Here is a 13,130-nt window from a genome sequence, read left to right as displayed (position 1 = left end):
AGTGTGCCCAACCCTATTGCGCCCGCGCGGATCGACAACCCGTGCGTGTCATGGGCGTTGGGTCACATCCGGGCCGATTACGGTGCCGGGCAGCCTTGATCGCCGGTCAGCGCTGCACGGCCAGGCGCACGCCGAGGTCGAGGAAAACGCCGCCGGTCGCCACGTCCACGCGCCGACGAGCGGCTCGCCGGGTGCGCGGCCACTCCCCGATCCGCCCCCGAGCACGCCCACGGTGCCGTCGACGAGGAACTCCAGAGCGATCAAGATCACTCCCAGAATCGGGAACGCATACCGGGTGGTCAGCGTGAACGTCAGCAGCAGGCGATGATCCATCGGCACTGTGCCGAGTGTCCGTCCCGCCCGCATACCGGCCACTCGGTTTTCCGACACCCCGCGCCGGGCAACCTTGAACATATGTTCGAAAGGTCGTAGATTCGGGGCATGTCGATACCGCTGCAGGGGTCGCTGCTGGACGGGTTCGGGGAGGTCGAGCTCGGCCCGCTGGCCGGGGTGCGCCGGGATGTGCTGGGCGATGGGGCCTGGGTCGATGTGCTGCCGGGCTGGTTGCGGGGCGCCGATTCGCTGTTCGAACGCTTGGCCGACGGGGTGCCGTGGCGGGAGGATCGGCGGCAGATGTACGAGCGAGTGGTGGATGTGCCCCGGCTGCAACGGTTCTACGGCGAGAACGAGGCATTGCCGGATCCGATCCTCGACCAGGCCCGGGACGCCCTGAGCGCCCACTACGGCACCGAACTCGGCGAGCCGTTCCGCACCGCGGGCCTGTGCTACTACCGCGACGGCAACGACAGCGTGGCCTGGCACGGCGACACCGGCGGCCGAGGCTCGACCATCGACACCATGGTCGCCATCGTCTCGGTAGGCGCGGCCCGCCCCCTACTCCTGCGCCCCCGCGGCGGCGGCGCCAGCATCCGCTACCAGGCAGGCCACGGCGACCTCATCGTCATGGGCGGCTCCTGCCAGCGCACCTGGGAACACGCCATCCCGAAAACCCGCCGCCCGGTCGGCCCCCGAATCAGCATCCAGTTCCGCCCCCACAACGTCCGCTGACCTCCCCAGCTGCACCCCCGCCCGCCACCCCGTGCTCCGGCGCACCCCACCCGACACCCTGTCTCGGCACACCACACACCCTGCGCATATCCCTGTCCCCGGCGCACCCACACTTCCTGTCCCCGGCGCACCCACACTTCCTGTCCCCGGCGCACCCACACTTCCTGTCCCCGGCGCGCTTTCCGCCAGGGCAAGCGGCCGATAGATTGGCGATATGAGCAGTATCGGGGCGGGAATTCTGTCGATCATGCCGTTGCACACGATCAGTGAGGTGCACGGCGAGAGTGGGTTGCGGCAACGGCTGGAGCTCGAGAGCGAGAAGTTGGGTGAGCCCGAGAAGGTGGGGGCGGCCTTGGATTTGGCCGCGCGGTTGCATCGCGACGATCGATACGGGCGGGAACCGTATGTGAATCATCTGCTGCGGGTGGCCATTCGGATCGTCAGTCACTACGAGGTGCGCGATACCGAGGTGGTTGTCGCTGGGCTGCTGCACGATTCGGTCGAGGACCATCCCGAGGAGCTGGCCGGTGACCGCCCCGGCGCCCCGGCCGACGCCGCCCTCGCCGAGGTCACCGAACGCTTCGGCGATCGGGTCGCCACTATCGTTGCCGCCGTCACCAATCCGGCCCGGAAACCGGGCGTCGACCGGCACGCGCAGTACCGCGAACACGTCGCCACCAGCCTGGCCCGCGATCCGTGGGCCCGAGTGGTGAAGATCTCCGACTTCACCGACAACGGCGTGGGCATCGTCTACGCCACCGGTGGCGTCCAGCGGCATCTGGCCACCAAATACCGGCCGCTCACCGACGTCTACCGCGACCTGGTGACCCGCCCCGACACCCCGCTCGCCGAGCACGTCAAACGGCATATCCTCGCCCAGCTCGACCGCGCCGACCAGCGCTTCGACGCCATCCTCGAGGAGGGCTAGGCCGAGATCGTCGCCGGGCGCGGGGGCCGGGCGGTAGCGTCGACGCGGTGTCGAGCGCAATACGGTCGGACCGGATCGTCCCCTTCGCCGCCGTCGGCGTCTTCGGTGCGGCGCTGCTGGTCCTGATCGTGACGGGCCACACCAGCCTGCGCCACTCCGGCGATACCCCCGACACCACACCGATGCTGCTGCTGTGGGTCCCGGCGCTCGTCGGGATCGTCCTGACCCGGCTGGTGCCGCCGAAGGTCACGCCGGACACTGCCCTACCGGACACCGATCCGAATACGGCGGCGCGCCAGGGCTGGCTGCTGGCCGGAACAGCCGTCGCCTTCGTCGTGGCCCTGCATCTGGCGCCGCGCACGCCGCTCTGGTTCATCGGCCTCAAATTCGGCCTGCTGCTGGCGATTCCGCTGCTGCTGCGGCAGGTGACCGTGCGGGAATGGCTGCGGCTGGACACCCGCGGCCGCTGGCTGCGACCACTGCCCGCGGCCGTCGGCTTCGCGCTGGCCTGCAACCTGGTGGTCCAGTGGGACGGTGCGACCGCGCCCAGCGCGCTCACCCTGGCCGCACTGCTGCTGATCAATGCCACCACCGAGGAGATCTTCTATCGCCTCTGGTTGCAGACCAGGCTGGAGGCGCGGTACGGCCGGTGGCCCGCGATCGCGGTCACCGCGCTGCTGTTCGGCGCCTGGCATTCGGCCGTGCAGGGCGGTGCGGGCACCGCGATCGACCTCGCCTCGGCGGTGCTCAACACCGGGGTCACCGGACTGTTCCTGGGCTATTTCTGGTCGCGATACCGCAATCCCTGGCTGCTCATCCTGGCCCACGAGGCGGCCAACACCCCGGTCGCGATGCTCGCGGCCATGGCGTGACCGGCCGCGTCACGGCCGCCGCGCGAAGTCCGGGGCATGCTCGGGCAGCACACCGCGGGCCACCAGGAACGGCGGCACACTCCGCACGATCGGAATGCGCCGGAACACCCGCAGCGGCAACGGGGTTCGCTCGGAATTGGAGACGTTCAACCGGCCGGAGACCGCCGGGCGGATCGCGACCCGATGCATGAACCGCTGCATCGTCTGGGTGACCACGGTCGGCACGATGCGCCGCCGCTGCACCCGGGCCAGATCGGCGACGCCGACCGCACCGGACAGCAGGCGCGGCACCAGGATTCGCGCCGCGGCGACGGCATCCTGCACCGCCAGATTGATCCCGACCCCACCCACCGGCGACATGGCATGCGCCGCATCGCCCAGGCACAGCAGTCCGTCGGTATACCAGCGGTCGAGGCGATCGAGCTGCACATCCAACAGCTTCACCTGCTCCCAACCGGGCACGGCGTCGACGCGATCGGCCAGCCACGGCACGGCATCGGCCATACCGCGCATGATCTCGGTGACCGGCCCCCGCCGCAGCGCCGCCCTTGGCGATGAGCGTCGCGCATTGCCAGTAGTCGCCGCGATCGAGCAGGATCGCGACCCGGTCGGCGGTCAGGATCGGGACCGCACCCGCCGGATCGGTGTCGTGTCGGGGAATCCGGAACCACCGGACGTCGAACGGCGTCGCCCAGCGGCGCGAGCCGAGCCCGGCCGCCTCCCGCAGCACCGACGTGCGGCCGTCGCAGGCGAGGGTGAGATCGGCCCGGATCTCTCCGACCACACCGTCACTCGTGCGATAGCGCACGCCTGTCACCCGGCCGCCCGTGCGCAATAGATCGATGGCCTCGGTGTTCATCCGCAGCCGGAAGCTCGGCTCCTGATCAGCAGCGCGGGTGAGCAGGTCCAGCAGATCCCACTGCGGGACCATGGCAATGTATTTTGTGCCGCCCCGGCAGCCGTTCGAAGGTGGCGACGGTGGCGAAACTCCCGCGCAGGGGCAACTGCACAGCCGACACCCGCCGCTGCGGCAGCTTCGCGAACTCCTCCCCCAGGCCCAGTTCGTCGAGCAGGTCCAGGGTGGTCGGATGGACGGTGTCGCCGCGGAAATCGCGCAGGAAATCGGCGTGCTTCTCCAACACGGTGACGTCGACCCCGGCACGAGCGGCCAAGAGGGCGAAGACGATTCCGGCCGGACCGCCACCGGCCACCAGACAGGTCGTGCGTTCCATCGGGATGTCCCTTCGGTCGCGGTACCTCCGATGGTAGGCCGCGACCGTTCGGACTCAGACGCTTTCGCGGCGCAGGATGAAGAAATACGGCTCGTGCAGCCCGCGCAGATCCATCACGCCCAGCAGGGTCTGATCGTCCACCAGCCGGAAGATGTCGATGATCGGCAGGTGGTCGTAAATCATTGCCGCACTGATCTTTCCGCGATACTCCAGATTCCGCAGTCGGGCCCGCGGCGCGCGGGTGCGCAGCAGCGGACGCAGCACCGGGAGCAGGGCCCGGGCCGCGCGCACACCGGACAGCGGAATCCGTCCGGCCAGCGCGAGCGGCATCCGGCGCGGATCGACGGCGAAGACCGCGGCGTCCGGACCGGCGAACAGCAGCGGCTGGACATTGTCGGGACTGTCGAATTGCTTACCGTACCAGCCGGATTCGACCAGTACGTCCGCCCAGGGGTGGCCGGTGTCGAGCTCGTCGCCGCTCCAACGACCGGTGGTGATCTCGTCGACCCGCACCGCGGGCAGCGAGTCGAACAGCTCCCACGCCTGTCCCGGGGTGCAGCCGCGATCCTGTAGTTCGCGCAGCCGCGCGGCGGGCGTTTCGACAGCGGCCATTGGCCCTCCTCGACGTCGTGACCGAATGACAAGACTTCTCTCACGATATCTCAGACCCGCGCCGCCACCGGACCACGTGACCCAGGCCACGCCGAGGAACTCTGGACCTGAAGTCCGGTTGAGATACCACGATGAATCCCATGAACACCGCGCACCCGATCGCCCCGTCGATCACCGACACCACCGTTGATCACACCGGCGACATCGCCGCCATCCGGGCGATCATCGGGCGTGTCGAATCCGGCTACAACACCAACGACGCCGAACTCATGACCGCCGACTTCCTCGACAACGCCACGGTCGTCAACGCGATGGGCACGCTGCTCACCGGTCGCGCGGAACTACTGGAGTCCAGCCGGGCCGGACTGGCCGGTTTCCTGAAGGACGAGTATGTCCGCTACGACACCATCGACATCACCTTCCTGCGCCCCGACGTCGCCATCGCCCACAAACACGCCCGCGCCACCACGCCCGACGGCGACCTGATCGACCAGGAACCGGCCATGATCGCCCTCTACGTCCTGATCAAGGAGGACGGTCGCTGGTGGGCCGCCGCCCGGCAGAACACCCCGATCTCCCGGCCCGCCTGACGGCCCGGGTCCGACGGTCGCCCGATGCGACCGTCGCCGCCCCCGCTGCACCCACGTACACCCGGCAGCGGGGGCGATAACTACTTCCAGCCCCTATTACGTTGTACTGCAACATTTTCCGCCGCCGCTGCCGGTTAGGATCGATATCGTCGATCGCGCCCGGCCGGGCCCGTACCCCGAGCGCACGACTCGACGAAAGGCAAGACCATGACGCACATCGGTGGCGCACTGGTCACGGTCGGTGCGGTTGTCGCTCTACTCCTCGGCGGTGCGGCCGATGCCGGTGCCGAACCGACTCCCTGGCCCCGCCCCGCGAAGGGCGCGTTCGTCTACACCGAGCACGGCACGGAGAAGCGCCTGCGCGATCCCAAGAACAATCGGTGCTACGCCATCGAGGGTCGCGGAGCCGCCGAGAACAGGACCAACCGGGTCGCGAAGCTCTACCGCAACGCGGACTGCCGGGGCAAGCCGGTGACCTCGATTGCTCCCCGGGAGCGGGAGCGTCACGTCGTGTTCCGCTCCGTGCTGTTCGAGCGGTAGCTACCGCGTCACGACTGGTCAGCGGCGGTGGTCACCCACGGTGGCTACCCTGGGCGAGATGCAGACCAGTCTTCTGCCCCATGTGGCCGCGGCCAATTCGTTGACCGGGCGGTGGTGCGCCGCTGCGGGCAGCGATGATTTCGTGCTGTCGGGATGTGGCGCGTGGCCGTTGCTCGGCATACTGGCCGCCGCGGCGAACGAGCCCGTGCGGAGCGAGCTGGCCGCGGCCGTCGGACTCGAGGGACCGGACGCCCAAGCGGCCGCGCTGCGACTGCTGACGGAATTGAACGAGGCCGAGACGATCGCGGGTGCGCTCGGGGTGTGGGTGCGCCGGGATGTAACGGTGCGCGAGCGGTGGGCGCGGTCGCTGCCCGAGGGCGTCATCGAGACCCTGACCGACCAGGACGCCCTGGACACGTGGGCTGATCGCCATACCGACGGGCTCATCCGGCGCTTCCCGCTCGCCATCGACTCCGAGACGCTGCTCGTGCTGGCCACCGCGATCGTGGCGCGCACCGCGTGGCGCGAAACGTTCGACGAGGACGTGCTCGAACCGCAGGACGGGCCGTGGCGTGGGCATCGCGGACCGGGCCTGTCGCGATACTCGCGGCAGCTCGACGATGTGACCGTGCTCGACGCCCGCTCGCCGGTGACGCGCGTGGCAGTGCGGGGCGTCGCCGATCTGGACGTCCATCTGCTGCTGAGCGAGGGGTCGCCCGGTGAGGTGCTCGGGGCGGGGCTGGCCGCGCTCGACGGCTCGGTGATGGCGCGCGGTGATCTGCCGATCGGGACCCGGGCGCCCGGCCTCGTCGTCCGCGAGACCCGAGCGGTCGCCGACACGCTGCGAATTCAGCTGCCGCCCTTCGAGATTCGCTCGACACACCGGCTACTCGATCATCCCGACCTGTTCGGTCTGCGCTCGGCCGCCGATGACGGCGCACAGCGCTTCCCCGAAATATCGGAAACGCCACTGTATGTCGCCGACGCCGCCCAGAACGCGCTCGCCCGATTCACCCGCGAGGGTTTCGAGGCCGCGGCGGTGACGGCCATCGCGATGGCCCGGGCGGTCGCGCTACAGCGGCCGCGATCGGCCCTGGAGATCTCGGTCGCCTTCGATCGGCCGTTCGGCTTCCTGGCCGTGCATCGGCCGACCGGACTGGTGATCGTGGCCGGGTGGGTGGCCCGGCCGCCCGCCTGAGCGGGAAGGCCGAGGCGGCGGCCGAGTCTCCTGGGGCCCGACGGGTGGGTGTGCTGGATCGAATCCGCCTCGCGCTGTTGGCGATCGGGCTGCTGTGTGTCGCGACCGGGCTGCTGCCCCGCGCCGAGGCGGCCGCGAACCTGCGGCGGATCGGGCCGCTGCTGCTGTTTCTCGCGAGCGTGATGGTGCTGGCGCAGCTGGCTCGGCGGGCGCTGGTCTTCGATGTGGTCGCGCATCGGCTGGCCATCGTCGGGCGGGGTGACTACGCGATTCTGTTCGTACTGTGCGTGCTGTTCGCCGCGACGACGACCATGGTGCTGAATCTGGACACCACCGCCGTCCTGCTCACCCCGGTGCTGCTGGCGCTGGCCGGACCCGCCCGCATCGCTCCGCTGCCGCTGGCCATGACGACGTTGTGGCTGGCCAATACCGCGAGTCTGGTGCTGCCGGTATCCAATCTCACCAACCTGCTGGCCGCCGATCGCGTGGACCTGGACGGCGCCGCCTTCGCCACGAGAATGTGGCTGCCGCAACTGGTCTCGGTGCTGGTCACCATGGTTTTCCTGTGGGTCTGGTACTGGCGGCGACGCCAGCGCGGGGCGGATCGGTATCTGCCGCCCGAGCCGATCCGGCCCGCCCCCGGTCGCCAGCGGGCCCTGTTCCGCACCACCGGCGCGGCATGCGTGCTGTTCATCGCGGCCATCCCGATCGTCGGCGATCGCATCGGCCTGGCGGCGGCCGCGGCGGCGGTCATCGCCGTCGTGGCGTTCGCGGTATTCGATCGGTCGGCACTGCGCTGGTCGCTGATTCCCTGGCAGCTGCTGATTTTCGTGCTCGGACTGTTCCTGGTGATCCCGACGCTCGGGCGCGTCGGCCTCGACCACCTCATGGGCACGCTCATCGGGACCGACCCCGGCGCATTCGGCTCGTATCGCGCCGCGGCGGCCGGGGTGGGCCTGTCGAATCTGGTCAACAATCTGCCCGCCTACACCGCGGGCGAGGCCGTGATCCCACCCGGCAACCGAAACCAACTGCTGGCATTGCTGATCGGCACGAACATCGGCTCGATTGCCACTCCCTGGGCCTCCCTGGCCACGCTGTTGTGCCTGGAGTTCTGCCGCACCCACGGCGTCCGGGTTCCCCGGATGCGCTTCATCGCCACCGGTTGCGGACTGGCGGTGGTCGCCACGGCGGCCGCCGTCGGGGCATTGCTGGCCGTCGGCCACTAGCTCGTTTTCCGGTACGGGTAGCTGGACTCACATTCGCCCATGACTTGACGAACAGTGTGCGCCTTACGGTACAGTGTTCGGTGCAAGGAGCACTGTACGGAAGGATCTCCGATGATTTTCGATGCGTCGCACTGGCAGGCTCGTCTCGACGACCTTCGTGCCGCTCACCACGTTCCGGGCGCGACATTGGCCGTGCTGGTCGACGGGCGGATCCACGAGCTCGCATCCGGGGTGCTGCATCGCGGCACCGGCGTGGCGGCCACCGTCGACTCGATATTCCAATCCGGGTCGATCGCCAAGCTCTACACCGCGACGCTGGTCATGCGGCTCGCCGAGGCCGGGGCGGTGGACCTGGACGCGCCGGTGGTGGATGCGCTGCCCGAATTCGCGACGGCGGATCCGGAGGCGACCAGGATGATCACGCCACGGCAGCTGCTGTCCCATACCGGCGGACTCACCTGCGATTTCACCTTCGACAGCGGCCGCGGGGACGATTGCCTGGCGCGCTACGTGGCCGCCGCCCGCGACGTCGCGCTCGATTGCCCACCGGGAGTGGCGGTTTCGTATTCGAGCGTGGGTTACAACGTGCTCGGTCGGCTGATCGAGGTACAGACCGGGCAGAGCTGGGACGACGCACTGAAACAGCGCCTGCTCGCCCCGCTGGGAGTCGAACACACGATGACCCTGCCGGAGGAGGCGCTGCGCTTCCGGGTGGCGATGGGCCACCTCGGCGAGCTGGGGCGGATGCCCGAACCCGCTCCCGCCTGGGATCTGATGCCGCGCAGCGCCGGACCCTACGGCCGCGTCCTGGTGACCGCGGGTGATCTCGTCCGCTTCGCCCGCCTGCACCTCGACGGCGGCACGGCGGCCGACGGCACCCGCATCCTGGCGGCCGAGACCGTCGCGGCCATGCAGCGCCGCGCAACCGACGTGCCCGACAAGTGGACCGTCGGCGCCGACGGCTGGGGACTGGGCTGGACCCTCTACGACTGGGACGGGATCGTCGGCTACGGCCATGACGGCGCGTCCATCGGGCAGTACTCCTACCTGCGCGTCGTCCCATCGGCGGGCGTGGCCGTGGCGCTGATGACCAATGGCGGCGGCGCACGGGAGCTGTACGCCCAGCTGTTCCGGGAGCTGCTGGCCGAACTGGCGGACGTTCGTATGCCCGCCTCCTTCGCCCCACCGGCGCAGCCCCCCGCCGTGGACATGACCCCCTTCCTCGGCAGCTACGAACGCGAGGGCGTCACCATCACGATCACCGACACCCCCGCACCCCACCTGCGCTACGAATTCACCGGCGGCATGAAGGACTTCTCCCCGCCGCTGGAGGCGGATCTGATCCCGGTGTCGGAGGGCGTCTTCGCCGCGGCCGGATCGGGCGCCTTCGCCGAGGCGTGGATGCCGGTGGTCTTCGCCGACCTGCCCGACGGCACCACCTGCTGCTACGTCGGAATGCGCTGCGCCCCCAAGGTCACGGCGTAGGCGCTCAGCCGGTGATCTCCCACTCGTAGACCGTCAGCTCCGAGGCGCCGGTGGTGTGGATGGGGTCGGTGAACACCAATTCCCTTGCCGCGGCGAGATTCTCGGCCAGTACGACGTAGGCGCCGCCGCTGCCGTCGGTGAAGCGGCCGGTGCAGTCGAGGCGGTTCTGCGCGCGGACCTCGGCGAGCCAATCGCGATGCGGCTGGATCACCGAGTCGTTCCACCGCCCGGTGCGCAGGGCGAGCACCAGATATTTGCGCACTACGCCTCGTCGTCCCGGGCGGGGTTGGCACGCGTCGCGGCGGCCGCGGCACGGACCTGCGGCGCGACCAGCACCACCTGGCCGAGCACGCCGTTGACGAAGCTCGGGGAGTCGTCGGTGGACAGCTCCTTGGCCAGTTCCACCGCCTCGTCGACCGCGACCACGGGCGGCACATCGGTGGCGTGGAACAGCTCCCACACCGCCACCCGCAGGATGGCGCGGTCCACGGCGGGCAGCCGCGACAGCGTCCAATCCTGCAGGTAGGACTCGATCGTGCCGTCCACCCGGTCCAGGTCGTCGGCGACGCCCTCGACCAGGGTCCGGGTATAGGGATTCACCGGCGCCACCGAGTCGTCACGGACCGACAGCCGCACGCGCTCGTCGAGCAGCTCGGCCGGATCGATGTCGCGGGCCTCGGCCTCGAACAGTAGATCCACCGCGCGGCGGCGGGCCTTGTGTCGGGCACCGAGTTTCTTGTACTGGGACTTCTTGTCCCCAGGCTGATCCGCCACAGTCACCAGATTAGGCGTTGACGCGGCCGAGGTAGCTGCCGTCGCGCGAGTCGATCTTCAGCTTGTCGCCCTGGTTGATGAACAGCGGCACCTGCACCTCGGCGCCGGTCTCGAGGGTGGCGGGCTTGGTGCCCGCGCTGGAGCGGTCGCCCTGCAGGCCCGGCTCGGTGTGGGTGACCTCGAGCTCGACGGTGACCGGGAGCTCGACGTAGAGCACCTCGCCCTCGTGCATCGCGACCTGCACCGGCATGTTCTCCAGCAGGAACTTCGAGCTGCTGCCCAGCTTCTGCTCGCTGATGTGGATCTGATCGAAGGTGTCGCCGTCCATGAAGATGTAGTCCGACCCGTCGTGGTACAGGTAGGTCATATCGCGGCGGTCGACGGTGGCGATCTCCACCTTGACACCGGCGTTGAAGGTCTTGTCGACGACCTTGCCGGAGACGACGTTCTTCAGCTTCGTTCGCACGAACGCCGGACCCTTACCCGGCTTGACGTGCTGGAACTCGACGATCTGCTGGAGCTGATTGTCGATCTTCAGCACGAGGCCGTTCTTGAAGTCGCTGGTGTCCGCCACTGTCCTCGGATCTCCTGTTCGTAGGGCAACCGGCGTCAGTCGACGACGGTCAAGTCTTTGGTGGTGAGCGTAAGCAGCTCGGGGCCCCCCTCGCGAACCACGAGCGTATCCTCGATGCGGACACCGCCGCGGCCGGGGAAATACACACCTGGCTCGACGGTCACCGCCACGCCACCGAGCAGTGTACCCGTGCCGGTTTTGGCGAGTCCGGGCGCTTCGTGGATCTGCAGACCGACCCCGTGCCCGAGACCGTGCACGAACAGCTCGCCCTGCCCGGCCGCCTCGATCACCGAGCGCGCGGCCGCGTCCACCGCATTGCAGGCCGCGCCCGGTTTCAACGCCTCCCGCCCGGCCCGCTGCGCCGCGTACACCAGCTCGTAGACCTCGCGCTGCCAGTCGGCGGGCGCACCGAGGACCAGGGTGCGGGTCATATCGGAGTGGTAGCCGTCGACCACCGCACCGAAGTCGAGCTTCACGAAATCGCCCGGGGCGAGCTCCGCGTCGGTCGGACGATGGTGCGGCACGGCCGAATTCGCACCGGTGGCGACGATCGTCTCGAACGCGATCTTGTGCGCGCCGTGCTCGAACATCAGCCATTCCAGCTCGCGCGCCACCTGGCGTTCGGTGCGGCCGGGGCGTAATCCGCCGCGCTCAAGCAGGGCGGCCAGGGCGGCGTCGGCGGCGGCGCAGGCCGCGCGCAGGCGGTCGACCTCGTAGGCGTCCTTGACCATCCGCAGCTGTTCGACCAGGCCGGGGGTGGCCACGAACTCCAGTCCGGCACCCCATTCGAGGAAGCCGCGGTGCTGATCGACGGTGACCACGTGGCTTTCGAATCCGACCCGGCCGGTCTGCCACTCCCCCGCCAGCTCCACCAGCCGTCGGGCGCTGGCCCGGGCGATCTCGGCATGCAGATCCGGCACCTGCTCGCCGACCTGAGTGGCGTAGCGGCCGTCGGTGCAGATCACCGTGCGTTGCTCGCCAGCGTCCCAGGCGTAGACCAGTAGCGCCGCGTTCGAGCCGGTGAAGCCGGTCAGATATCTGATGTTCACCAGATCCGTCACCAGCAGGGCATCGACCCCGTTCTCCACCAACAGGTCCCGCAGCGCGGCCCGTCGGGTCGCATGGTCGGGACGGCGCGCACCGTGATCAGACATGGCATCAACGCTACCGCTACCCGGCCCGCACCCGCCCGCCGCTGTCCTCCGGGGGAGACACTCGCGACACGCCTCGGTAGCTGGGCGAATCCGGCCGTCGTGGGCGACTCGCCGTCACGAGTTATCCACAGCCCCACAGTTATCCACATTTTTCGTTCGCGGCCCCCACGGCCCGCCGCGGCGACGCACGATCGGGTCATGACCGCCATCGCCCTCGCGCTCCTCGCCCTGTGGTGTACGACGCTGAGCCTCATCGATCTGCGCACCCGCCGACTACCCGACTCGCTGACCCTCCCCGGCGGGTTCGCGGTACTCGGGTTCGCCCTGTTCACCGACCGCTTCTCCGTCGCTGTGACGGGTGCGCTCCTGCTGGTCGTGCCGTATCTGCTCGTTCATCTGGCCGCACCGGCCGCGTTCGGCGCCGGGGATGTGAAACTCGCGGCCGGGCTCGGTGCGGCCGCGGCGTGCGGCGGCGCACACGCCTGGACCTGGGCGGCATTGGCCGCCCCGATGCTGACCGCGGTGGGCGGCGGGGCCGCGGCCCTCCTGCGCGCCTATCGGTCCCACGCACCGTCCGCGAATACCGCTGTGCCGCATGGCCCTTCGATGTGTTTCGCGACGGTGGCCGCGTTGCTGGCGGTGCGCTAGTCCCGATTGCCCGCGACCGCGGCCGGACGGCTCCGGCGCGCGGCCGAAACGACCGGATGTCAAACCGGAGGTGTTGACATGGAAAGATGGATACCGTGTTGCGCTGGATAACTGCCGGAGAGTCTCATGGTCCCGCCCTCGTCGCGATCCTGGAGGGGATGGTGGCCGGTGTCGAGGTGACCTCGGCCGACATCGCCGCGCAACTGGCCCGCCGACGCCTCGGCTA

Annotated in this window: 16 protein-coding genes and 1 pseudogene; 10 read left to right on the top strand and 7 right to left on the bottom strand. The window is 69.4% G+C overall.

All coding sequences use genetic code 11. The features are described 5' to 3' along the window. Nucleotides 1–48: 48 nt before the first annotated feature. Nucleotides 49–339: a hypothetical protein gene (locus tag NDR87_RS21985; RefSeq protein WP_251915199.1), complete on the bottom strand. Its 291-nt coding sequence runs from the start codon at nt 337–339 to the stop codon at nt 49–51. Between the two features lie 102 nt (nt 340–441). On the opposite strand from NDR87_RS21985, the gene NDR87_RS21980 reads away from it, so the two are divergent. From NDR87_RS21980 to NDR87_RS21970, 3 genes are all read left to right on the top strand, one after another. Continuing rightward, the gene (locus NDR87_RS21980; protein ID WP_251915200.1) at nt 442–1,068 is read left to right on the top strand and encodes an alpha-ketoglutarate-dependent dioxygenase AlkB; all 627 of its coding nucleotides are present in this window, start codon (nt 442–444) and stop codon (nt 1,066–1,068) included. 214 nt (nt 1,069–1,282) lie between these two features. After that, nucleotides 1,283–1,996, top strand: a complete 714-nt coding sequence (locus NDR87_RS21975) for an HD domain-containing protein (RefSeq protein ID WP_251915202.1) — start codon at nt 1,283–1,285, stop codon at nt 1,994–1,996. A 47-nt stretch (nt 1,997–2,043) separates the two neighbouring features. Next, nucleotides 2,044–2,868: a CPBP family intramembrane glutamic endopeptidase gene (locus NDR87_RS21970; RefSeq protein WP_251915204.1), complete on the top strand. Its 825-nt coding sequence runs from the start codon at nt 2,044–2,046 to the stop codon at nt 2,866–2,868. Nucleotides 2,869–2,877: 9 nt separating this feature from the next. On the opposite strand, the pseudogene NDR87_RS21965 reads toward NDR87_RS21970, so the two are convergent. Both NDR87_RS21965 and NDR87_RS21960 read right to left on the bottom strand, forming a co-directional pair. Continuing rightward, nucleotides 2,878–4,100: pseudogene (locus NDR87_RS21965) on the bottom strand (FAD-dependent oxidoreductase). Nucleotides 4,101–4,154: 54 nt separating this feature from the next. Beyond that, nucleotides 4,155–4,712, bottom strand: coding sequence for a DUF4334 domain-containing protein (locus tag NDR87_RS21960; protein WP_251915205.1), 558 nt, complete (start codon nt 4,710–4,712; stop codon nt 4,155–4,157). Between the two features lie 140 nt (nt 4,713–4,852). Here NDR87_RS21960 and NDR87_RS21955 point away from each other — a divergent pair, with 140 nt between their 5' ends. The 5 genes from NDR87_RS21955 to NDR87_RS21935 all read left to right on the top strand — a co-directional run bounded on the left by NDR87_RS21955 (nt 4,853) and on the right by NDR87_RS21935 (nt 9,754). Next, nucleotides 4,853–5,302, top strand: a complete 450-nt coding sequence (locus NDR87_RS21955; RefSeq protein ID WP_251915207.1) for an SgcJ/EcaC family oxidoreductase — start codon at nt 4,853–4,855, stop codon at nt 5,300–5,302. Between the two features lie 207 nt (nt 5,303–5,509). Next, entirely contained in the window at nt 5,510–5,842 is a 333-nt protein-coding gene (locus NDR87_RS21950; protein WP_251915209.1) for a hypothetical protein, read from the top strand. Between the two features lie 58 nt (nt 5,843–5,900). Then, a complete protein-coding gene (locus NDR87_RS21945; RefSeq protein WP_251915211.1) occupies nt 5,901–7,040 on the top strand; it encodes a serpin family protein in 1,140 nt (379 codons plus the stop codon). Continuing rightward, on the top strand, nt 7,016–8,269 hold the full coding sequence (locus NDR87_RS21940; RefSeq protein WP_251915213.1) for an SLC13 family permease: 1,254 nt from the start codon (nt 7,016–7,018) through the stop codon (nt 8,267–8,269). The genes NDR87_RS21945 and NDR87_RS21940 overlap by 25 nt, the downstream gene beginning before the upstream one ends. A gap of 111 nt (nt 8,270–8,380) precedes the next feature. Beyond that, nucleotides 8,381–9,754: a serine hydrolase gene (locus NDR87_RS21935; protein WP_251915215.1), complete on the top strand. Its 1,374-nt coding sequence runs from the start codon at nt 8,381–8,383 to the stop codon at nt 9,752–9,754. A gap of 4 nt (nt 9,755–9,758) precedes the next feature. Here the strand turns inward: NDR87_RS21935 and NDR87_RS21930 are convergent, their stop codons facing one another. From NDR87_RS21930 to NDR87_RS21915, 4 genes are read right to left on the bottom strand one after another with little or no spacing between them, the layout of a single operon-like run. Continuing rightward, the gene (locus NDR87_RS21930) at nt 9,759–10,016 is read right to left on the bottom strand and encodes a YciI family protein (RefSeq protein ID WP_251915217.1); all 258 of its coding nucleotides are present in this window, start codon (nt 10,014–10,016) and stop codon (nt 9,759–9,761) included. Further along, nucleotides 10,016–10,528 carry a transcription antitermination factor NusB gene (gene nusB / locus NDR87_RS21925; RefSeq protein WP_251915219.1) on the bottom strand — a complete coding sequence of 171 codons (513 nt, stop codon included), beginning with the start codon at nt 10,526–10,528 and terminating at the stop codon, nt 10,016–10,018. The genes NDR87_RS21930 and nusB overlap by 1 nt, the downstream gene beginning before the upstream one ends. A gap of 10 nt (nt 10,529–10,538) precedes the next feature. After that, nucleotides 10,539–11,102, bottom strand: coding sequence for an elongation factor P (gene efp, locus NDR87_RS21920; protein WP_251915221.1), 564 nt, complete (start codon nt 11,100–11,102; stop codon nt 10,539–10,541). 35 nt (nt 11,103–11,137) lie between these two features. Then, nucleotides 11,138–12,256 (bottom strand): aminopeptidase P family protein, encoded by a 1,119-nt coding sequence (locus NDR87_RS21915; protein ID WP_251915223.1) that lies wholly within the window; start codon nt 12,254–12,256, stop codon nt 11,138–11,140. Between the two features lie 198 nt (nt 12,257–12,454). Here NDR87_RS21915 and NDR87_RS21910 point away from each other — a divergent pair, with 198 nt between their 5' ends. After that, nucleotides 12,455–12,904 (top strand): A24 family peptidase, encoded by a 450-nt coding sequence (locus NDR87_RS21910; RefSeq protein ID WP_251915225.1) that lies wholly within the window; start codon nt 12,455–12,457, stop codon nt 12,902–12,904. 86 nt (nt 12,905–12,990) lie between these two features. Further along, on the top strand, nt 12,991–13,130 hold a 140-nt coding region (locus NDR87_RS21905; RefSeq protein ID WP_251915248.1), incomplete at its 3' end, for a chorismate synthase.

Source organism: Nocardia sp. CDC159, assembly GCF_023740735.1.
Taxonomy (GTDB): Bacteria; Actinomycetota; Actinomycetes; order Mycobacteriales; family Mycobacteriaceae; genus Nocardia; species Nocardia pulmonis.
The sequence above is the reverse complement of the archived record's forward strand: the minus strand, read 5'-3'. Positions and strand labels throughout refer to the sequence as shown.

Excerpts from the sequence above, each read along its gene's own strand:
- NDR87_RS21980 (WP_251915200.1), top strand. The coding sequence starts at position 442 with ATGTCGATACCGCTGCAGGGGTCGCTGCTGGACGGGTTCGGGGAGGTC.
- NDR87_RS21975 (WP_251915202.1), top strand. The coding sequence starts at position 1,283 with ATGAGCAGTATCGGGGCGGGAATTCTGTCGATCATGCCGTTGCACACG.
- NDR87_RS21960 (WP_251915205.1), bottom strand. The coding sequence starts at position 4,712 with ATGGCCGCTGTCGAAACGCCCGCCGCGCGGCTGCGCGAACTACAGGAT.
- NDR87_RS21955 (WP_251915207.1), top strand. The coding sequence starts at position 4,853 with ATGAACACCGCGCACCCGATCGCCCCGTCGATCACCGACACCACCGTT.
- NDR87_RS21950 (WP_251915209.1), top strand. The coding sequence starts at position 5,510 with ATGACGCACATCGGTGGCGCACTGGTCACGGTCGGTGCGGTTGTCGCT.
- NDR87_RS21945 (WP_251915211.1), top strand. The coding sequence starts at position 5,901 with ATGCAGACCAGTCTTCTGCCCCATGTGGCCGCGGCCAATTCGTTGACC.
- NDR87_RS21935 (WP_251915215.1), top strand. The coding sequence starts at position 8,381 with ATGATTTTCGATGCGTCGCACTGGCAGGCTCGTCTCGACGACCTTCGT.
- NDR87_RS21915 (WP_251915223.1), bottom strand. The coding sequence starts at position 12,256 with ATGTCTGATCACGGTGCGCGCCGTCCCGACCATGCGACCCGACGGGCC.
- NDR87_RS21910 (WP_251915225.1), top strand. The coding sequence starts at position 12,455 with ATGACCGCCATCGCCCTCGCGCTCCTCGCCCTGTGGTGTACGACGCTG.